21 protein-coding genes are annotated in these 18,559 nt (G+C 70.4%); 6 read left to right on the top strand and 15 right to left on the bottom strand.

Annotated elements, in window-relative coordinates:
* Positions 1-4 precede the first annotated feature (4 nt).
* Entirely contained in the window at positions 5-1,078 is a 1,074-nt protein-coding gene (locus NNL39_RS01515) for a putative F420-0 ABC transporter permease subunit (RefSeq protein ID WP_255160857.1), read from the top strand.
* Positions 1,075-1,953: an ABC transporter ATP-binding protein gene (locus NNL39_RS01520; protein ID WP_255159953.1), complete on the top strand. Its 879-nt coding sequence runs from the start codon at positions 1,075-1,077 to the stop codon at positions 1,951-1,953. Before NNL39_RS01515 ends, NNL39_RS01520 begins: the two co-directional genes overlap by 4 nt.
* Here the strand turns inward: NNL39_RS01520 and cofE are convergent.
* The 3 genes from cofE to NNL39_RS01535 form a co-directional block, all read right to left on the bottom strand.
* Positions 1,920-2,705 (bottom strand): coenzyme F420-0:L-glutamate ligase, encoded by a 786-nt coding sequence (gene cofE, locus NNL39_RS01525; protein WP_255159954.1) that lies wholly within the window; start codon positions 2,703-2,705, stop codon positions 1,920-1,922. The genes NNL39_RS01520 and cofE overlap by 34 nt on opposite strands.
* Positions 2,706-2,812: 107 nt before the next feature.
* Positions 2,813-3,838 carry a glucose-6-phosphate dehydrogenase (coenzyme-F420) gene (gene fgd, locus NNL39_RS01530; RefSeq protein WP_255159955.1) on the bottom strand — a complete coding sequence of 342 codons (1,026 nt, stop codon included), beginning with the start codon at positions 3,836-3,838 and terminating at the stop codon, positions 2,813-2,815.
* A gap of 52 nt (positions 3,839-3,890) precedes the next feature.
* Complete coding sequence (locus tag NNL39_RS01535; RefSeq protein WP_255159956.1) at positions 3,891-4,298, bottom strand: DUF4259 domain-containing protein; 408 nt, start codon at positions 4,296-4,298, stop codon at positions 3,891-3,893.
* 96 nt (positions 4,299-4,394) lie between these two features.
* Between NNL39_RS01535 and NNL39_RS01540 the strand changes: the two genes are divergently transcribed.
* Positions 4,395-5,066 (top strand): GAP family protein, encoded by a 672-nt coding sequence (locus NNL39_RS01540; RefSeq protein WP_255159957.1) that lies wholly within the window; start codon positions 4,395-4,397, stop codon positions 5,064-5,066.
* Between the two features lie 27 nt (positions 5,067-5,093).
* On the opposite strand, the gene coaD is transcribed toward NNL39_RS01540, so the two are convergent.
* Genes coaD through NNL39_RS01555 form a run of 3 tightly spaced genes read right to left on the bottom strand, consistent with a single transcriptional unit; the run spans position 5,094 to position 8,543 of the window.
* Positions 5,094-5,585, bottom strand: a complete 492-nt coding sequence (gene coaD / locus NNL39_RS01545; RefSeq protein ID WP_255159958.1) for a pantetheine-phosphate adenylyltransferase — start codon at positions 5,583-5,585, stop codon at positions 5,094-5,096.
* Between the two features lie 23 nt (positions 5,586-5,608).
* Positions 5,609-6,313, bottom strand: coding sequence for an endonuclease/exonuclease/phosphatase family protein (locus tag NNL39_RS01550; protein ID WP_255159959.1), 705 nt, complete (start codon positions 6,311-6,313; stop codon positions 5,609-5,611).
* Between the two features lie 46 nt (positions 6,314-6,359).
* Positions 6,360-8,543, bottom strand: coding sequence for an ATP-dependent DNA helicase RecG (locus NNL39_RS01555; RefSeq protein ID WP_255159960.1), 2,184 nt, complete (start codon positions 8,541-8,543; stop codon positions 6,360-6,362).
* Between the two features lie 376 nt (positions 8,544-8,919).
* Between NNL39_RS01555 and rsmD the strand changes: the two genes are divergently transcribed.
* Complete coding sequence (gene rsmD, locus NNL39_RS01560; RefSeq protein WP_255159961.1) at positions 8,920-9,507, top strand: 16S rRNA (guanine(966)-N(2))-methyltransferase RsmD; 588 nt, start codon at positions 8,920-8,922, stop codon at positions 9,505-9,507.
* On the opposite strand, the gene NNL39_RS01565 is transcribed toward rsmD, so the two are convergent.
* The 4 genes from NNL39_RS01565 to thiL form a co-directional block, all read right to left on the bottom strand.
* Positions 9,508-9,765 (bottom strand): type II toxin-antitoxin system RelE family toxin, encoded by a 258-nt coding sequence (locus tag NNL39_RS01565; RefSeq protein WP_255159962.1) that lies wholly within the window; start codon positions 9,763-9,765, stop codon positions 9,508-9,510.
* Positions 9,762-10,010 carry a type II toxin-antitoxin system Phd/YefM family antitoxin gene (locus tag NNL39_RS01570; RefSeq protein WP_255159963.1) on the bottom strand — a complete coding sequence of 83 codons (249 nt, stop codon included), beginning with the start codon at positions 10,008-10,010 and terminating at the stop codon, positions 9,762-9,764. The genes NNL39_RS01565 and NNL39_RS01570 overlap by 4 nt, the downstream gene beginning before the upstream one ends.
* 77 nt (positions 10,011-10,087) lie before the next feature.
* Positions 10,088-10,849 (bottom strand): class I SAM-dependent methyltransferase, encoded by a 762-nt coding sequence (locus NNL39_RS01575; protein ID WP_255159964.1) that lies wholly within the window; start codon positions 10,847-10,849, stop codon positions 10,088-10,090.
* A gap of 50 nt (positions 10,850-10,899) precedes the next feature.
* On the bottom strand, positions 10,900-11,955 hold the full coding sequence (gene thiL / locus NNL39_RS01580; protein WP_255159965.1) for a thiamine-phosphate kinase: 1,056 nt from the start codon (positions 11,953-11,955) through the stop codon (positions 10,900-10,902).
* 44 nt (positions 11,956-11,999) lie between these two features.
* Between thiL and NNL39_RS01585 the strand changes: the two genes are divergently transcribed.
* Together NNL39_RS01585 and NNL39_RS01590 are read left to right on the top strand one after the other, a co-directional pair.
* A complete protein-coding gene (locus NNL39_RS01585; protein WP_255159966.1) occupies positions 12,000-12,536 on the top strand; it encodes a hypothetical protein in 537 nt (178 codons plus the stop codon).
* A 50-nt stretch (positions 12,537-12,586) separates the two neighbouring features.
* Positions 12,587-13,132, top strand: coding sequence for a DUF3515 family protein (locus NNL39_RS01590; RefSeq protein WP_255159967.1), 546 nt, complete (start codon positions 12,587-12,589; stop codon positions 13,130-13,132).
* A 3-nt stretch (positions 13,133-13,135) separates the two neighbouring features.
* Here NNL39_RS01590 and NNL39_RS01595 read toward each other — a convergent pair whose 3' ends face one another.
* Genes NNL39_RS01595 through NNL39_RS01615 form a run of 5 tightly spaced genes read right to left on the bottom strand, consistent with a single transcriptional unit; the run spans position 13,136 to position 18,535 of the window.
* Positions 13,136-14,284, bottom strand: a complete 1,149-nt coding sequence (locus NNL39_RS01595) for a D-alanine--D-alanine ligase family protein (protein ID WP_255159968.1) — start codon at positions 14,282-14,284, stop codon at positions 13,136-13,138.
* Between the two features lie 55 nt (positions 14,285-14,339).
* On the bottom strand, positions 14,340-15,950 hold the full coding sequence (locus tag NNL39_RS01600; RefSeq protein WP_255159969.1) for a Mur ligase family protein: 1,611 nt from the start codon (positions 15,948-15,950) through the stop codon (positions 14,340-14,342).
* On the bottom strand, positions 15,947-16,696 hold the full coding sequence (locus NNL39_RS01605; protein ID WP_322972922.1) for an alpha/beta fold hydrolase: 750 nt from the start codon (positions 16,694-16,696) through the stop codon (positions 15,947-15,949). The genes NNL39_RS01600 and NNL39_RS01605 overlap by 4 nt, the downstream gene beginning before the upstream one ends.
* Positions 16,697-16,718: 22 nt before the next feature.
* A complete protein-coding gene (locus NNL39_RS01610; protein ID WP_407665159.1) occupies positions 16,719-17,747 on the bottom strand; it encodes an NAD(P)H-dependent glycerol-3-phosphate dehydrogenase in 1,029 nt (342 codons plus the stop codon).
* A gap of 32 nt (positions 17,748-17,779) precedes the next feature.
* The gene (locus NNL39_RS01615; protein WP_407665133.1) at positions 17,780-18,535 is read right to left on the bottom strand and encodes a lysophospholipid acyltransferase family protein; all 756 of its coding nucleotides are present in this window, start codon (positions 18,533-18,535) and stop codon (positions 17,780-17,782) included.
* Positions 18,536-18,559: the final 24 nt, after the last annotated feature.

The raw sequence follows: 18,559 nt of genomic DNA on the forward strand, positions 1-18,559 counted from the left end.
GAGGATGCTCGCACTTGGTACGCAGCCCCCGGGCGTGGCCGGCACGACCGGCGCGTCGGGCAGCCGGCGACGACGCATCACCGTCGTCGCGCTGCTCGGCGGGGTGGTGCTGCTCGGTGCGCTCATCCTCGGAATCGTCGTCGGCGCGGCCGACATCGGCCCGGCCGAGCTCGCGCGTATCCTGCTCGATCGACTCACCGGCGCCGAGCCCGAGTCGGCGCTGCGGTCGAGCATCGTGTGGGAGCTGCGACTGCCGCGCGTGCTTACCGCCGCTGCCGTCGGCGCGGGGCTCGGGCTCGCCGGCACCATCATGCAGGCGGTGACGCGCAACCCTCTCGCCGACCCCTACTTGCTCGGGCTGAGCTCTGGAGCATCGCTCGGCGCCGTCGCCGTCATCGTGCTCGGAGTCAGCCTGCTGCTGCCGGTCGCCGCCTTCCTCGGCGCTCTGGTGGCGCTGGCGGCGACGCTCGCGATCGCGCGCCGCGGCGGCGCGATCACTCCGGTGCGCACAGTGCTCGCCGGCGTCGCCGTCTCCGCGATGCTCGGTGCGCTCACGAGCGGAGTCATCTTCTGGAGCGCCACCGGCGACTCGTACCGCGAGATTCTGGGCTGGCTACTGGGTACGCTGGGCGCCGCCGACTGGTCGAGCGCGGCGATCGCGGGCGTGGCGCTGCTCGTCGTCGGCGGGGCGCTGCTGACGACAAGTCGCACGCTCGACGCGTTCGCGTTCGGTGAGCGGTCGGCAATGACGCTCGGCATCGATGTGCCGCGCATCCGCCTCATCCTGCTCGTCGCCACCGCGCTGCTGACGGGAGCGATGGTCTCGGTCAGCGGCGCGATCGGCTTCGTGGGTCTCGTTATGCCGCACATGGTGCGACTCGTCGTCGGACCGGGGCATCGCGCACTCCTCCCCCTTGTCGTCGTCTGGAGCGCAGCCTTTCTGGTTCTCGCCGACACGCTCGCGCGCACGGTGCTCGACCCCCGCGAACTGCCGGTCGGCGTCGTCACGGCGCTCGTCGGCGCCCCCGTCTTCGCCGCGCTCCTCGCGCGGCGCACAACGATCGGAGCTCGATCATGACCTGGTTCCCGTCTCGTTCTTCCGCGCCGCAGGCCGATCCTGCCGACGCCGGACTGCGGGCCCGATCGGTGAGCGTTGCCGCGGGGAGCACGATGCTCGTCGACGACATCGACCTCGAGGCCGCAGCCGGCACCGTCACGGCCGTCGTGGGCCCCAACGGCGCCGGCAAGTCGAGCGTCCTCGCGGCGCTCGCGCGGCTGCACGGCACCGGCGTCGTCGAACTGGGCGGCGACGACCTCTCGACGATGACTCGCCGACGTCGCGCTCAGCTCGTGGCGATGGTGCAGCAGTCGACCGAGACCGACATCGAGCTCACGGTGCGAGATGCCATCGCGCTCGGCCGCACTCCCCACGTCGGTGCCTGGGGTGACGACAGCGAGAGCGGCATCGTGGACGAGTCCCTCGACGCCGTGGGGATGACGGCTTTCGCCGACCGCGCTCTGCTGTCGCTCTCCGGCGGCGAACGTCAGCGGGTAGCGCTGGGCATGGCCCTCGCGCAGCGGCCGCGTCTGCTCATCGTCGATGAGCCCTCGAACCACCTCGACATCGCCGCACAACTGAGCATCATGAGCCTGCTGCGACGATTGGCCTCAGAGGGCGTGACCGTGGTCGTCGCGCTTCACGATCTCGCGCTTGCTCTCGAGTTCAGCGATAACGCCCTCGTGCTGTCGCGGGGTCTGCGCATCGCGCACGGCCGCACGCTCGACATCCTCAGCGATGAACTCATCAGCACGGTCTACGGCGTCGACGCGCGCATTCTCGTCGATGCCGCAACCGGCCGCCGCGCCATCAGTTTCGGCGCACGCCGTGAATCACCGAGCGTGGCCCCCGCGTCGCAACGTCAGGAGTCGCGCGCCGCGAGCCCGGCGCGGTAGCCCTCGTCCCAACCCTGCTGGCGTGCCTCCGCGGTTCCGAGGCTGAACATGTCGTCCGAGGCGCCCCGCACGAGTTCGCGCCCACCGTGCGCCTCGGCGTCGACGAAGCGCGCAAGACCGCGTACCACGGCGACGGGTACTCCGCTCGACTTGCCCTTGACGAGGTCGGCGGCGGCCGCGATCTCGTCGCCGACCGCGGGAGCCGTCACTTCCAGCAGCTTGCCCGCTGCGTCGCGCTGACCGCGGAGATCGTCAAGAAGTCGGACCCCGCTCGCGCCGATGACGATATCGGTCTGTCCTTCGCGCCACGGTCGACCGGCCGTGTCGGTAATGATGACGCCGACCATCCCGCCAACGGTCGCCTCCATCGCCATCCTGATGGACGCTGCGCTCTCATCGGGATGGAGCGGCAACAGAAGCACGGTGCCATCGGCCGTGTTGCTGGCGTCAACTCCCGCCGCGGCCATGACCAACCCAAGCTTGTTCTCAACAATGCGGGTCACACGTCCCCGATGTTCCCGGGTCGCCACGACGCGGACGGTTTCCGAGCGAATCGCGTCGTCGCGGTCGTTCGCATGCACCAACCGCCCTTCGGCCTTGCTGACGATCTTGCTGGTCACCGCGATGATGTCGCCGGGTCGTGCGACACCGTTCACCCTCTCGGCGATGATGAGCGGCAGGTCATCCCCCGGCACGATCTCACCGATACCGTCGACGGTGAACACACTGAGGTCAGGATGCGCGCCCGTCATGCCGGAACCTCTCCGGTGTCGACGCGGTGCTGGGCACCGTGACGGGTTACTGAACCGCGGTCGCCCTGTGGTCGACCGAGCAGCGTGTCGGTGCGCACGAGCAAGAACTAGCTCAGTGCCCGCAATCGAGGAGCGAGGTCGCGCTCGAAGAGCTCGAGGAACCGGCGCTGGTCGTGGCCCGGCGCGTGAAACACGAGGTGGTTCATGCCGTACTCCACGTACTTCGCGATCTGCGCCACGACCGCATCGGGGTCGTTGCCGACGATCCAGCGCTTGGCGATCTGCTCGATCGGCAGGGCATCCGCGGCCTTCTCCATCTCCATGGGGTCGGTGATGTCATGCTTCTGCTCGGCCGAGAGCGAGAGGGGCGACCAGAACCGCGTGTTGTTGAGCGCGACGTCGTAGTCGGTGTCGTACGAGAGCTTGATCTCGATCATGCGGTCGACGTCGTCGGGGCTCTTGCCCGCTTGCTCGATGCCGTCCATCACGGCCGGAATCAGCTGCTCGGTGTAGAGCTCGACGCCCTTGCCCGAGGTGCAGATGAAGCCGTCGCCGACCTTGCCGGCGAACTTAGCGACGAACGGGCCGCCCGCGGCGACATAGATCGGCACGGGGTGCTCGGGGCGGTCGTAGATCGACGCGTCGTGCGTCGAGTAGTACTGGCCGCGGTAGTTGACGCGATCTTCGGTCCAGAGCTGGCGCATGAGTTCGATCGACTCACGCAAGCGTCCGAAGCGCTCCTTGAACTCAGGCCACTCCTGCTCGCCCGCCCCCTTGAAGCCCGTGGCGACCTCGTTGAGCGCCTCGCCCGTTCCGACGCCGAGGAAGATGCGGTCGGGGTACATGACGCCCATCGACGCGAAGGCCTGGGCGAGCACCGCCGGGTTGTAGCGGAAGGTGGGCGTCATGACCGAGGTGCCGATGCGGATGCTCGACGTGCGCTCGCCGACCGCGGCCATCCACGTCAGCGAGAACGGAGCATGCCCGCCGGTGTGGCGCCAGGGCTGGAAGTGGTCGCTCACGGCGACCGACTGCATGCCGTGCGCCTCTGCGGCCACGGCGATCTCGACGAGCTCGCGGGGGTCGAACTGCTCGGCAGAGGCCTTGTATCCGAGGGTGAGGGGGAGTGTCATGAGATCCATTCTTGCATACTGTATCCAGAATCCGCTATTGGTCTTTGCGGAATTACTCGGCGATCGCCGAGCGCAGCAGGTCGACCGACGAGACGGCGGCCGTGCGCCACTCGGCGAGCTCATCCTCGCCCGCGTCCTCCCACAGCTCGTAGAGCTCGGAGCCGTCGGGCTGCACCACGCGCTCCGCCGCCGTGAGGATGAGCTCGTACGCGGCATCATCCAACTGCGTCGCGAGCAGTCGGATGTCCACCTCATCCAGCTCGGCGGGCGGGTCGATGCGACCGAGCGCCGCGAGCGCGACCTCGACGAGCGCGAGCGCCACCGAGCCCTCCGGAGCCTCGAGGTAGTCGCCGGCGACCGCCTCGCGCAATTCGTCGAGCGTGAAGCTGCCATCGACCAACGCGTCGACCGCGTCGAGAGCGTCGTCGTTCTCGAACGACCCTGATCCCCATGCACCCATGCGCGTCAGCCTAGCCACTGGCGGCCGACGGGCCGCTGGTGTTCACTGTGAGGTGGCCGCACGTCGCGATCGCGCTTCACGTTCGAAGGGACCCCCGTGCTCGACGTCATCGCAGAGCTCTTGCCCCTCGCGGTCGCCCTCGCCCTCAGCCCCCTCGCGATCGCCTCGGTCGTGCTCATGCTGCTCTCGAGCCGCCCGCGCGCCGCAAGCATCGCCTTCCTGCTCGGGTTCCTCCTCGCGGTGATCGTCATCGCCGCCGTCGGCTACCTGCTCGCCTCGGTGCTGCCGCACGACGACGAGACGTCGATCTCGGCTCCGTTCCTGCTGACCGCGCTCGGCGTGCTCTCCGTCGTGTTCGCCGTGCGCCAGTGGCGCAGCCGCCCCGCCCCCGGAGACGACCTCGAGCTACCCGGGTGGATCGCGAAGGTGGAAGGCATCACAACGTCGTCGGCCTTCGTGCTCGGGGCGATCTTCGGCGGCATCAAGCCCAAGAACCTCTTGCTGAGCATCGGGGTCGGGGTCACGCTCGAAGCCAGCGCGCTCACGATCGGCGAGTCGGCGATCGTCGCGCTCATCGTCGCGATGGTCGCCGCACTGCCGATCGTGGTTCCGGTCGTGCTGGCGCTCGTCGCCCTCGACCGCCTGAGTGGAGCGCTCGACCGGCTTCGGTCGTGGCTCGTGCAGCACAACTCGGCGATGGTGGGCACGATCCTGCTGCTCGTGGGCGTGCTGCTCATCGGCAAAGGCCTGGGCGGCTTCGGCGGCTAGCGCCGCGCGAGGCCGGGCATCCGCGGGTCAGTCGGTGGTCTGACTCAGCAGGAACTCGGCGACCGCGCGCGGCACGTACGGGGCGACGTCGCCACCCAAGGAGGCCACCTGGCGCACAAGCGAGCTCGAGACGTGCGCGTGGGCCGGGTCGGGCAGCAAGAAGACGGTCTCGACCCCGGCGAGATTGCGGTTGACGATCGCCATCGGGGTCTCGTAGGCGACGTCGACCTGACTGCGCACGCCCTTGACGAGCACTTTCGCGCCCACGTCGGTGCAGTAGTCGACGAGCAGGCCGACGCTCCAGCTGGTGACGATGATGCTCGGCGGCAGCGCCCGGTCGGCCACCGCCTGCTCGATGAGGGCGACGCGCTGCGCGATCGGCAGCATCGCCTGCTTGGCCGGGTTGTGCACGACGACGACGTGAACCTCGTCGAAGATGGCCGCAGCCCGCTCGATGACGTCGAGGTGGCCCAGGGTCACAGGGTCGAACGACCCGGGAACGACGGCGACGGTGCTCATGCGCTCAGCTTATCGAGCCGCAGTCATGCCACTGTGTCGGCATCGCCCTCGTCGAGCGGCGCGGCGTAATCGGCGGTCACCAGGATCGGCAGGTGATCGGACTGCCCCTGCGGAAGCGTCGTCACGCGGGTGATCGACAGACCGATCGACGTGGCGAAGTCGAAGTGGCCGCGGAAGAACTTGTAGCGCGTGTAGGTGCGCGCGTCGCTCAGCGTCACCTCGTGCCCCGTCTCCTGCACGCTCGTCGACAGGTGGTCCTTGAACACGGGGTAGTTGAAGTCGCCCACCATGAGCGTCGGCAGGGTCGGCCCGAAGCTGTCGAGCGCGACGTGTGCCGCTCGAATCTGCGTGCGCCGCAGCGAGTTGAGCGCCGTCAGCGGTGCCGCGTGGAAGCAGCCGATGACGAGCTCGCGGTCGTGCTTCCGGTCGATGAGGTGACTGCCGAGCAGCCGCTCGTGCGCGGGCTTGGCGATGATGTCGTGCAGCGAGCGCTTGAGCGCGAAGGCCTTGGTGCTGAGCGCCTCGAAGCGTTCCTGGTTGTAGAAGATCGCGAGGCCGAGCCGGTTGAGTCGCGTCGCGTCGGCGAGTTGGAGTGGGCCGAGCTCGCGCGGGAGGTCGTCGGTGTCGACCTCTTGCAGGCACAGCAGGTTGGGCGTGTGCGTCTCGACGAGCTGCTCGAGCTCACCACGGGCGGCGTGCTTGCGCAGGTTGTACGAGATGACTCTCATAGCCCCATCCTCCCCCGGCCGGCGTGCCACGGTCGAATCGGGCCCACTAGTTCTTGGCCAGGAAGTCTCGCGCCGACTCATCGAGGCGGCGCGCGAGGGCCGCTTTCAGCGCGGGATGCTCGCGCAGAGCCGCATCGCCGCCCAGCACCCCGGCCGCCGCCTCGCGCGCGTCGAGGATGAGGTCGCCGTCGGTGGCGACCCGCAGCAGCCGCAGACTCGAGCGCCCGCCGCTCTGGTTCGCGCCGAGCACGTCGCCCTCGCGCCGCAGCTCGAGGTCGACCTGCGCGAGCTCGAAGCCGTCGAGGGTTGCAGCGACCGCTTCGACGCGCTCGCGCGCCAGGCTGCCCTGCTGCGCGGCGGTCACGAAGAGGCATAGCCCGGGCACGCCACCGCGGCCGACGCGGCCGCGCAACTGGTGCAACTGGCTCACGCCGAACCGGTCCGCGTCGGCGACGACCATGGTCGAGGCGTTCGGCACGTCGACGCCGACCTCGATGACGGTCGTCGCGACGAGCACGTCGATCTCGCCGCGCGCAAAGGCCTGCATGGTCGCGTCTTTCTCGTCAGTCGACATGCGGCCGTGCAACGGCTCGACCCGCCGCCCGGCGAGCGCGGGGTGCGATCGCAGCAGGGGCGTCAGCTCGGCGACGGTCGCCGGGGGGCGCGCCACGGCATCCGCGTGGTCGGCGGAGCCGTCGGCGGGATCGTCGGCGAGCGCGTCAGGGTCGTCCTCCGGCGTCGCGGCATCGATCGCGGGCACGACCACGAAGCCCTGCCGGCCCTGCTCGAGCTCTTCGCCGAGGCGCGCCCAGACGCGGTTCCACCAGCCGGGCTTGTCGGCGAGCGGCACGACGTGGCTGACGATCGGGATGCGCCCGGCTGGCAGCATCGCGATCGTCGACACATCAAGGTCGCCGAACACGGTCATCGCGACCGTGCGGGGAATCGGGGTGGCGGTGAGCACGAGCACGTGCGGCGGCACGGCACCCTTGCGGCGCAGGGTCTCGCGCTGCTCGACGCCGAACCGGTGCTGCTCGTCGACGACAACGAGGCCCAGATCGGCGAACTGCACGGTGTCGCCCAGGAGGGCGTGGGTGCCGATGACGATGCGGGATGCTCCGCTCGCGATCGCCAGCAGTGCCTTGCGCCGCTCGGGCTGACTGAGCTGCCCGGTGAGGAGCACGGGGCGCAGGCGGGCCGCGCGGTCAGGGCCGAGAGTGTGCACGATCGACCGCACGTGCTGCGCGGCGAGCACCTCGGTGGGGGCGAGCAGGGCGCTCTGCCCGCCGCTCTCGGCCACCGTGAGCATCGCCCGCACCGCGACGAGTGTCTTTCCCGAGCCGACCTCACCCTGCACGAGCCGGTTCATGGGGGCATCGGAGGCGAGGTCGCGCGCGATCTCGTCGCCCACGAGCACCTGGTCGTCGGTGAGTTTCCACGGCAGTTGGGCGTCGAAGCCCGCGAGCTCCGCGCCCGGCCGCCGCGGGGTCGCGGGCTGCTCGCGCAGGGCGGCCCGGCGCTGCAGCAGGGCGGCCTGCAGCAGGAACGCCTCGTGGAAGCGCAGGGTGTCGCGCGCGCGGCGCCACTGCCCGTCGTTCTCGGGCCGGTGGATGAACTGGTACGCCTGCCCCAGGTCGAGCAGCTCGCGGTCGACGCGCACGTTGTGCGGCACCGGGTCGTCGACGGGCGGCAGGGTGTCGAGCACGACACCGAGGGCTTTGGCGATCTGCCAGCTGGCCACGGTCGACGTGGCCGGGTAGATCGGAATGGGCTGCATCGCCCACTTCGTCGCCTCCGGCCCCGCATCGCGTGCGTCGCCGGCCTCGAACAGCTCGTAGTCGGGGTGGGCGAGCTGCCGCACGCCGCGGTACTCGCCGACCTTGCCCGCGAAGATGCCGCGCGCGCCGGGCGTCAGCTCGTTCTTGCGCCACACCTGGTTGAAGAACGTGAGCACGAGGATGCCCTTGCCATCGGTGATGCGCACCTCAAGGATCGTGCCCTTGCGCTCGCGCATCGACCGCTCGACGACCTCGATGACCTCGGCCACGATCGTCACGCTCTCCCCGACGACGAGCTCGCTCAGCGCCGTGAGCTCACCCCGGCGGGCGTAGCGCCGGGGATAGTGGGTCAGCAGATCACCGACGGTGAGCATCCCGAACGCCTTCTTCAGCGAGTTCGCGCTGCGGTCGCCCAGCGCACTGCTGAGCTTGGCGTCGAGCGGGCTGGTCACGGTGTCAACGCTACTCGCGCCGCCCGACCGTCACGGCCGGGCGCGACGGCGCCTACTCGGCTGGGCCGACTCGCTCGAGGGCTGTCGCGCAGAGTGCTGCCGCGCTTCTGGCCATCCATCGGTCACTCGTTGCGAAGTCTCGCGGGACAGTCCGCAACGAGTGACCGATCGTCGTCGTCGTCGTTGTCGAGCGCACCGATCGGTCCCGAATTGCAGCACGTCACACGCCGCACCCCTATTCGGGACCGATCGAGGTCGGTATCGGCATCGGTGCCTGCGGAATCTGGAGACGACTCGGCCTTGTCGCGAGCCGCACGCGCATTCGGCGCCGGCAGCCCACGGAGTGCAGACGGCGGGGCGCAGTAGCGTTGTCCCCGTGACACGCATCATCGCCGGGTTCGCGGGCTCGCTGACGCTGAAGGTGCCGAGCGCCGGCACCCGGCCGACGAGCGACCGCGTTCGCGAAGCGATCTTCAGCGCCCTAGAGGCGCGCGACGCGATCGACGGGATGCGCGTGCTCGACCTCTACGCCGGCTCAGGCGCCCTCGCGCTCGAAGCCATCAGCCGCGGCGCCGCCTCGGCCGTGCTCGTCGAGAAGTCGTTCGCGGCTGTGCAGGTGTGCAAGGCCAATGCTGCGCTTGTGGCTGGTCGGGCGGGGCGCGGCGAGCGGCCGAGCATCCAGATCATCGGAAAGCCCGCGACCTCGTACCTGTCGTCGGCGCTCGACACCTTCGACCTCGTCTTCATCGACCCGCCCTACGAGGTGGGCGGGCTTGAGCTCGACCACGTGCTTGAGGGCCTCGTGCCGCGATTGGCTCCGGATGCTGTCGTCGCGCTCGAGCGCTCATCGCGCACCCCGGCTCCCGCCTGGCCCGCCGGGCTCGCGCTCGACAAGGTGTCGCGCTACGGCGAGACCGCGGTGTACTGGCTCGACCCGGAAACCCCTGATTCACGGTCTGGCTAGTCAGCGCTCGTAAACCTCGCGGCGGTGGCCGAGCGTCACGACGACGATCAGCAGCACTCCGTCGTCGATCGTGTAGATGATGCGATAGTCGCCCACGCGCACGCGCCAGGCGGGCCGCCCGCGCAGAGGCTTCGCGGCCGGTGGCCTCGGGTCGTCGCCGAGCAGCGCGATCGCCCCGCGAATGCGTTCGCGGTCGCGGTGGTCGATCTGCTTGAGGGCGCGGATCGCCGCCGGTCGCAGCTCGATGCGATAGCTCACGCCCAGCCCAGGTCGGCCTTCACTTGTGCCCAAGGCACGTTCGACCCTTCCTCAGCCATCGCCACGTCGAACGCCGTGGCGTCTTCGGCTTCTTCCAGGGCATCGAGCATGCGCTCATACTGCCCGGGACTGATGACGACTGCAGCGCGTTGTCCACGGCGCTCAATGAACACGGCCTCCGTTTGCGAGCGGTCGATCACCTCGGAAAAATGCTTGCGGGCGTCGGCGACGCTGAGGGGGTTCATTGCTCAATTGTACAAATGGATCTTCTAGATGTACAGCAAAGAAGTGATCACTTGGTCAATCACTGCCCGGCGAAGGCTTACCCGTCCTCGCGAAGTTCCAGCAGCAAGACGGATGCCTCCCACGTGTCTGTTGTAGCGATCAGTTCCCCCAATGAAACACGAACGAGAGCCAAGTCATCTGAGGTCGCGTCGCGGAGGTCGTTTCGGACGCCAAAGGGGTACTGCGGCTTGAGTAGCGACTCAACGGTCGCGCTCGGCAAGGCCAACGTCCAGGACTCGGTGCGAACCACGCGCATACCGACCTTTGCGGCGATCTCGCGCCACGCGTCGACGGTCGACGTCGATTCGTTCGGATCGTCCACCATCAGGCCGTGTTGACGGGCGGCACGGCGAAGCAACGTTGGCCCGGTCAGTCCGTCAGGCGTGAAGACAGAAATGACAATCCGCCCATCGCGCACAAGCACTCGCTGCCACTCCCGAACAGCCTCGACCGGATCGTCAAGGTAGGGCATTGCGGAAACGCAGGTAATGACGTCGAATTCGCCTGGCCCGAAAGGCAAGCGGCTTGCACTCGCTTGAAGGAAGCGCGCACCTGGCAACGAGGAGCGTGCAACATCCAACATGGCCGAGGACACGTCGATGCCCGTCAGGTGGGCAGCAGGCAGTGTCTGCAAGCTGCGCAAGACAAGACCTGTGCCCGTGGCGACATCCAGCACTGCGTCTTTGACCGTCGGAGCAGCAAACCGCGCGGCGGCTTCCGCAAGTGACACGTGGAAGGAACTCTGGTCGTAGGTCGACGCGCGGCGGTCAAACTCTCGTTCAACCCATCCGATGCTCATGACGCCAGGTTATCGCCGCAACGACCCGTACCCCGGGGTCGTCGCCGTGCTCACCCGGCCTGCCCGCTCCACTCGGCGAACGGGTCCCATCCGCCGCGCTCGTCGAACACCCGCCCGTCGACGAGCAGCGCGGGCCCATGACGATCGGCCGCGGCGACCCGGCCGATGACGCGGAAGCCGCCGGGAAGAGCATCCAGCGGCGGCGCCACATCGGGCGGGAAGGTTGCCAGCAGAGAGTGGTCTTCTCCCCCGGTGAGCGCGAGCGACGCGGGCGCGGCGGGGTCGAGGCCGTGCGCGAGCGCGACCTCGCGCACCTGCTCACTCGAGAGGTCGAGGCTGACCCCGCTCGCGCGGGCGATGCGGCGGGCGTCGAGGGCGAGACCGTCGCTGAGGTCGAGCATGGCGGAGGCTCCGCCGAGGGCGGCGGCCACGCCGTCCGCGATCGGCGGATGCGGCGTGAGCTGGGCGGCGAGGGGCACGGGATGCTCGGCGCGCAGTCGAGCCGCTGCCGCAGCATCCGGAGCCCCCGTCGCGTCGACCCCGTGCTCGAAGAGAATCCGCAGCCCGTCGGCCGCGAGGCCCAGCGAGCCGGAGACCGCGATCCAGTCGCCCGGCCGCGCGCCCGCACGTGTCACGGGCTCACGGTCGTCGAGGTCACCGAACGCCGTGACGGCGATCGTCAGCACGCTCGACACGCTCAAGTCACCGCCCACAACCCCGCAGCCGGGCGCAAGCGCCTCGCACGCATCGCGCAGCCCTTCGGCCAAGGCCTCGAGCTCGGCGACCGGCGTCTCGGCGGGCGCGGCGAGCGCCACGACGAGCGCCGTGGGCCGCGCGCCCATCGCCGCAACGTCGCTGAGGTTCGTCGCCGCGGCCTTGAACCCGAGGTCGTGCATGGTCGACCACGCGGTGCGAAAGTCGGGGCCGTGAATCATCATGTCGGTCGTCACGACGTAGCGGCCGTCAGGCGCCGCGAGCACGGCCGCATCGTCGCCGGGGCCGAGGATCGTCGACTCGCTCTCCGGCAGCAGCGGGATGATGCGCGCGAGCGCCGCGAGCTCGCCGACCGCACCGAGCGTGTCGCTCCCATTCCCCTGGTTGATCACGCCACAACGCTAGTCGCTCTTCACTCCGCTGGTACAGTGTACGAATGACTGATGCTCCGCGGCCCGACGAAGCTCCCGAACCCCCGCCCGCCTCGCCGTACGGCCCGGCCGACGGCGTCGACCAGCTCTTCGGCACCCCGTCTGATGCTCTTGCCTCCGACGCCGCCGTCGCCCCGGCTGTCGCTCCGGCGCCGCACGGCGACTCGCCAGCGGTCACGCGCGCCCGGCGCACGCTCAGGCTCCTCGCGATCGTGCTGCCGCTCGCGGGCCTGGCCCTCAGCATCGTGGCGCTCGTGATCTACACCGTCACCGGCGGCTTCGGCATCGACCCCCTGAGCGAGTTCGCCGGTCTGCTGCTGACATTCATCGGCCCGACGCTGCTCGTGCTCGGCCTCCACATGGTCGTCTGGCGCGCCATGGTGCGGCCGCTCTCGCACATGAGCCCGGGCTCCCGCGTCGGCATGATCATCGGTATCGGCGGGGTGCTGTCGTTCCTCAGCGTGATCCTGGTCATCATCCTTGTCTTCATCGGGTTCATGCTCCTGTCGCTGCTGCTGTCGGCGACCGATCAGGCGATGTAGGCGGCGGGCTCGAAGCCGACGCCCACCTGTGCCGCGATAGCGTGGAGACGATGTCGACACGCACCGCTCCTCCGCGCGCCCGCCGGGCATCCGCCGCGCTGCTCGCGACGGCGGTTCTCGGCGTGACGGGATGCGCCGGCACGGTCGCTCTCGAGCCGGGCCCCGAATCGAACGCGCTCGCGTGCGCGGAAGTCATGGTGAGTCTGCCCGACACGGTCGGCACCGTGGCCCTCGCGCGGCGCTCGACGAACGCACAGTCCACGGCCGCCTGGGGTGACCCGACGGCGGTCATCTACCGCTGCGGGTTACCCGAGCAAGGGCCGAGCGATCTGCCCTGCTTTGACGTTGACGGCGTCGACTGGCTGCTCGACGAGTCGAATGCTCCGCGCTACGTCTTCACGACCTACGCTCGCACCCCGGTCACCGAGATCATCGTCGATGTGACCTACATTGCGGGGGCCGACGCGGTGCGCGAGTTAAGCCCATTCATCGCCGCGAAAACCACGGCCACCGCCCGGTGCCTCGCGGCGACCGACGTCTTCGGCGGCGGGTCGGTGAGCCCCACGGCCGAGCCCACCCCGACGCCGACGCCGTAGCGCCTAGGCGCGCGGGCCGTCGAGCCCGACGAGCTTGCCGGCGATGCCGCCCGCGGCCCGCAGCGCGGCTCCGCCCCCGAACCCGGCCTGCGGGAACACGACGCGGCGGTCGCGCGCCTCGGTGAGCGCGTCGAGCAGCACGGTCGCGGCCGGCCGCTGCGGAGCCCACAGGTAGAGCGAGAGCGCGCCGGGGATCGAATTGACCTCGTTGACGAAGAGCTCACCGGTCGCCTCGTCGAGCAGCAGGTCGACGCGCACGATGCTCGTGAGGCGCGTGACCTCGGCGACGCGCTCGGCGAGCGCGCGGGCCTGCGCGTGCACGGCCTCGGGCACGAGGGCCGGGAACTCGCGGGGGGCGCTCGTGAGCCCCGCATCCGACCCCGCCCCACCAGCCAGGTACTTCTCGGCGTAGGAGTAGAGCGCGCTGCCGGCCTCGCCGCGCAGCGGCTTCTCGAGCTGCGTGATCTCGAGGCTCGGGTGCGTGCGGAAGGCGATGTTGAGGTCGACGAGCTCGGGGCGGTACGGCTCGAGCACGGCGCCCGTGCGCAGGTGCACGCTCGTGGCGGCGAGCGCGCGCGCCGCGTCGATGTCGTCGGCGATCTCGATGCCGATCGACGAGCCGCCGAAGCGCGGCTTGACGATGTACGGGCCCGCGAAGCTCGGCTCGACGATCGTCGACACCGCTTCGCGCGGCAGGCTCGGGATGCCTGCGGCGTGCATGAGGCCGCCGAACGCGAGCTTGTCCATGCCCACCGCGCCGGCGAAGAGCGTCGACCCGGTGGCGGGGATGCCCAGCAGCGAGAACACCGCGGCCGCACCGCCGCCCTCGCCGACGCCGCCGTGGAGGCAGAGCAGAGCCGCCTGGATCTCGAGGCGCTCGGCCCCGAACTTCTTGCGGCGGTACAGGCCGGGCTCGCCCGACACACGGGCCTCGAGCACGACCGAGTCGCGCGGCGCACCCTCGAGGTAGTCCTTCGCCTCTGTGGCGTCGGGAACGCGGAACCACTCCCCCGTCGGCGACCAGTAGATCGGCACGACGCTGTGGCCGGCGGCCGTCAGCACCCGCTCGGCCTGCAGGCCCGTCAGGATCGAGATCTCGTGCTCGGGGCTCGGTCCGCCGAAGACGACGGCCCAGGGGGCGGTACCCGCCATGGTCACCTCAGTTGCTCGTGGGCCGCGGAAGTCAGGCTTCTGCCCACGCGGCCGATCAGGGGTAGTGGTCGGGCAGATCGTTCTCGTAGAGGATAACGCCCCGGTCGCCCGCCGCCTCGACCGCGCGCGCCACGGCGGCCTCGCGGCGGTCGACGGCGATCGCCCCCGGCGCCTCGCTCGTGGCCGTGCTCGCGTAGCCGGCCAGTAGCGCGGCACGGTTGGTGCGGGCCACCGCGAAGAGCAGGCCGTTGGCCGCGCCGATCGCCGCCCCGAACGCGCGGTTGCGCTCGGTCTGCACGGGGCCGAGCTCGACCATGCCGGGCGTGACGACCACGAGCGGCCCGCCGCGCTCGGCGGCGAGGGATGCCGCGCCCTCGAGGGCGCGCAGCGAGCCCACGGGGTTGGCGTTGTAGGTGTCGTCGATCACGAGCGCTCCACTCGGAGCGTGCTGCACTTCGGCGCGGTGCTGCGAGCCGGGCAGGTCGCCCAGCCTGGCCGCGATCGCCGCCACGGGCACCCCGGCCGCGAGCGCAATACCCGCGGCGACTGCGACATTCACGGCATGTTCCACGCCGCCGATGCTCACAGGCACCGGCTCGGCACCGGTGCCGAGGCGGATCGACCAGTGCTCCGCATCCGTCGCCGCGTCGCTCGGCGGCACGAGCGCGACGTCGGCGTCCGTCTCGGCGCGGCACGTGGTGGTGATCACGGTCTTGCCGGCGGCGCGGCAGCGGTCGGCGAGCTCGGCGAGCCGCGGGTCGTCGATGGGCAGCACGACGACAGGCGCGAGATCGGTGATGCTCGACTTCTCGCGCAGGATCGCGTCGGTCGTGCGCATGCGCTGCAGGTGCCCCTCACCGACGACCGTGATCGCGGCGATCGACGGCGGGAACTGCCGGCAGAGCTCGGCGATCTGGCCGGGCGCCGCCATGCCCATCTCGGCCACGAAGAGCTCGGTGCCGGGCACGAGCTTGTCGTTGACAGCCCGCGAGAGCCCCAAGCGGTTGTTGAAGGATGCGGGGCTCGCGACGGTCGTGAACGCCGCGCTCAGCAGGTGGGCCACGTAGTTCTTCGTGCTCGTCTTGCCGTACGACCCCGTGATCGCGACGACGCGCGCGCCCGTCTGCGTCAGACGCTGCTGCGCCTGCGTCACGAAGCGCTGCGAAGCGGCCTTCTCGATCGGGGCCATGATCGCGAGCGCGAGGTCGGTGAGCGGGGCGCTCAGCAGCAGCACGATCGCGGGGGCAGCCGCGGCACCGAAGTCGAGCAGCCACACGAACACGAGCAGCACGCCGACGTGCAGGGCGATCCAGCACACCATGAGCCGCTTCACCCGACCCGTGATCGCGAAGCGGGCCGTGCGACCGCGAACGGGGAGGCCGAGCGGCACCGCGGCCAGCAGGACGATGGCGACGAGCGCCCAGTACGGCCCGAGGGGCGGCACGCCGCTGAGCACGGCGGCGAAGGTCGCGCCGAGAGCGAGCACGAGCAGCACGGCAGTCAACGGCTCGCGCGCGACCCAGAGCCACGCCATGCGGGTGACGGCGGCCGGAACGTAGTGCTCGCGCTGCGCCACGCGCAGCCAGCGGGCCGCGATCGGCACGGCGGCCACGAGGCCGACGAGCACCGATACGAGCGTCGCGGGGTACAGCAGCAGGTCGATCACACGGGCTCCTCGGTCGTGGCGATCATGGCCAGCAGCTCTTCACGCACGGCGAGCTGTAGGTCGCCCTCGAGCAGGTGACGCTCGCCGGGCACGACGCGGAAGGGGGCACCCGCACGCTCGGCCGCAACGCGACCCGCGTCGGTCGGCGCGGCGGTGTCGTGCTCACCCCACACGAAACTCATGGGCAGCGTGCTCGCCGCAAGCGCCGCGAGCTCGTCGTCATAGGTCTCGTTCACGAGACGCACGAGCACGCCGCGCATGACGCCCTGGGCTGCGCGGTAGTCGGAGGATCCGCGCTGGTCGCGCAGGGCATCCATGCGCGCGTCGCTCAGCAGACCGCGGCGGTTGGCCCAGCGGGCGAGACGGTAGCCGAGCGGCGGCGCCGCCGCGGCCGTGAGGCGCACGAGCGGCACACCCGTGAGCACGAGGCCGCGCACGAGCTCGGGGCGCGCGGCCGCGAGGCGCACCGCGACGCGACCGCCGAAAGAGTGCGCGACGATCACGACGGGCGCGAAGGCCGCGATCGCCTCGGCGACGAGCTCGGCGTACTGCTCGCTGCCCCAGACCTCGTCGGGTGCGGGCGCCGGCCCGTGGCCGGGCAGGTGGATGCTCACCGCATCGAGTCCGCTCAGCACCGTTGCAAAGTCGGTGCCGTCGCGGCCCCAGCCGTGCAGGGCGACGACCCGCGGAGGCGTGGCGCCGTGCTTCTCGGCCAGCACGCGGCCGCCGGCGAGGGAGGTGATCACAGCACCAGCCTATCGAGGGCCGTCACTCGGGCTGGGGCTCATCGCTGTCGGTCGCGAGGTGCGGCGCGAGCTCGCGCGGGTCGAGCGTGCCCTCGAGCACGCGCGCCACTTGCGCCACGATCGGCATCGAGACGCCGCGCGTCGCGGCGAGCTCGAGGATGGGCCCGACCGAGGCGAGCCCCTCGGCCGTCTGGTTCATCTGCGCGATGACCTGCTCGAAGCCGTAGCCCTGACCCAGCAGCCGCCCAGCCGTGTTGTTGCGCGACAGCGGCGACTCGCACGTGGCGATGAGGTCGCCGAGGCCCGCGAGGCCGATCATCGTCTCGGGGCGCGCGCCGAAGGCGACGGCGAAGGCGCTGAGCTCGACGAGGCCGCGCGTGATGATCGACGCCTTGGTGTTCTCGCCGTAGCCGACGCCGTCGGCGATGCCGACGGCCACGGCGATGAGGTTCTTGAGCACGCCGCCGAACTCGGTGCCGATGACGTCGGTGTTGACGAACGAACGGAAGTAGTCGTTCGACGCGACCGTCGCCACCGCGACGGCGGTCTCGTGACTCGCGCTCGCGACGACCGCCGCGGTCGGCTCGCGCTTGGCGATCTCGAGGGCGAGGTTGGGGCCGCTGACCGCGGCGATGCGGTCGCGGTCGATGCCGAGCTCCTGCTCGATGACTTCGCTCATGCGCAGCCCCGTGCCGCGCTCGACGCCCTTCATGAGGCTCACGACGGGCACCTCGGGCGGCAGGATGTCGCGGATCGACGCGAGGTTGCTGCGCAGGCTCTGGCTCGGCACCGAGAGGTACACCTGCTCGGCACCCGCGAGCACGTGCTCGAGCGAGTCGTGTCCGCGCAGGTTGGGCGGCAGATTGATGCCGGGCAGGTACCCCGAATTGCGATGCGTCTCGGTGATCTCATGCGCGACCTCGCGCCGTCGAGCCCAGATGAGCACGTCGGCGCCGCCGTCGGCGAGCACCTTGGCGAACGTCGTGCCCCACGATCCGGCACCGAGCACGGCGACGCGCGCGGCTCCGTGCTCGACGGCGCTCGACGGCAGGCGCACCGCTTCGGTGAGCGGCGGATGCTCGCTCACAGTCGCCCGGTCTCGCTCTGGCCGTGCTTCACCGGGTCCCAGCGCTCGGCGGGCGGCGTCTCGCCGCGCAGATCGCCGAGCAGCGCCGCGATCGCCGCCATGACCCGCTCGGTTCCCTCATTGAGGGTCGCCTGGTCGAGCGGCCGACCGGCGAGGTCGCTCAGGTCGACGGGGTCGCCGATCTTGCAGGTGATGGTCTTGCGCGGGAAGAAGCTGATCTTCTTCGAGTAGCGCGCCATGATGTGCTGCGTGCCCCAGTGCGCGGCGGGGATGATGGGCACGCCGGCCTGCAGAGCCATGCGCACGGCTCCGCTCTTGCCGCGCATGGGCCAGAGGTCGGGGTCGCGCGTGAGGCTGCCCTCGGGGTAGATGATGACCGCGAGCTCTTGGTCGACGAGCTGCTGCGCCGCCTTGAGCGGAGCATCCGACCGCCCCCGCCCCTCGCGCTCGACCGGGATCTGCCCCGACCAGCGCAGCACCGCACCGAGCACCGGCACGCGGAACACGCTCGCCTTGGCGAGGAACCGCGGCACCCGACCGAGCTTCCACATGAAGCGGCCCATGATGACGGGGTCGATCTCGCTGTAGTGGTTGGGGGCGAGGATGAACGCGCCGGTCTTCGGCAGCTTCTCCCCGTCGATCACGGGGTAGCGCGCCATGAGGGTCAGCAGCGGCAGGCAGAGGGCCGCGATGGCGTGCCACAGCAGGGTCTTCTCGCGGCGGCGCTTCGGCTTCTTCGCAGGTTCGTGCACGCCCTCCAGGGTAGTGCGTGGGTC

Origin of the sequence: Microcella humidisoli (genome assembly GCF_024362325.1) — a bacterium.
In the GTDB taxonomy this organism is placed as follows: domain Bacteria; phylum Actinomycetota; class Actinomycetes; order Actinomycetales; family Microbacteriaceae; genus Microcella; species Microcella humidisoli.

What these genes read in the sequence shown, in the direction of transcription:
- NNL39_RS01515 (WP_255160857.1), top strand. Translation starts at nt 5, where the DNA reads ATGCTCGCACTTGGTACGCAGCCCCCGGGCGTGGCCGGCACGACCGGC.
- coaD (WP_255159958.1), bottom strand. Translation starts at nt 5,585, where the DNA reads ATGAGCACCGTCGCCGTCGTTCCCGGGTCGTTCGACCCTGTGACCCTG.
- NNL39_RS01535 (WP_255159956.1), bottom strand. Translation starts at nt 4,298, where the DNA reads ATGGGTGCATGGGGATCAGGGTCGTTCGAGAACGACGACGCTCTCGAC.
- NNL39_RS01570 (WP_255159963.1), bottom strand. Translation starts at nt 10,010, where the DNA reads ATGAACCCCCTCAGCGTCGCCGACGCCCGCAAGCATTTTTCCGAGGTG.
- NNL39_RS01520 (WP_255159953.1), top strand. Translation starts at nt 1,075, where the DNA reads ATGACCTGGTTCCCGTCTCGTTCTTCCGCGCCGCAGGCCGATCCTGCC.
- NNL39_RS01590 (WP_255159967.1), top strand. Translation starts at nt 12,587, where the DNA reads ATGTCGACACGCACCGCTCCTCCGCGCGCCCGCCGGGCATCCGCCGCG.
- fgd (WP_255159955.1), bottom strand. Translation starts at nt 3,838, where the DNA reads ATGACACTCCCCCTCACCCTCGGATACAAGGCCTCTGCCGAGCAGTTC.
- NNL39_RS01585 (WP_255159966.1), top strand. Translation starts at nt 12,000, where the DNA reads ATGACTGATGCTCCGCGGCCCGACGAAGCTCCCGAACCCCCGCCCGCC.
- NNL39_RS01595 (WP_255159968.1), bottom strand. Translation starts at nt 14,284, where the DNA reads ATGGCGGGTACCGCCCCCTGGGCCGTCGTCTTCGGCGGACCGAGCCCC.
- NNL39_RS01575 (WP_255159964.1), bottom strand. Translation starts at nt 10,849, where the DNA reads ATGAGCATCGGATGGGTTGAACGAGAGTTTGACCGCCGCGCGTCGACC.
- NNL39_RS01550 (WP_255159959.1), bottom strand. Translation starts at nt 6,313, where the DNA reads ATGAGAGTCATCTCGTACAACCTGCGCAAGCACGCCGCCCGTGGTGAG.
- cofE (WP_255159954.1), bottom strand. Translation starts at nt 2,705, where the DNA reads ATGACGGGCGCGCATCCTGACCTCAGTGTGTTCACCGTCGACGGTATC.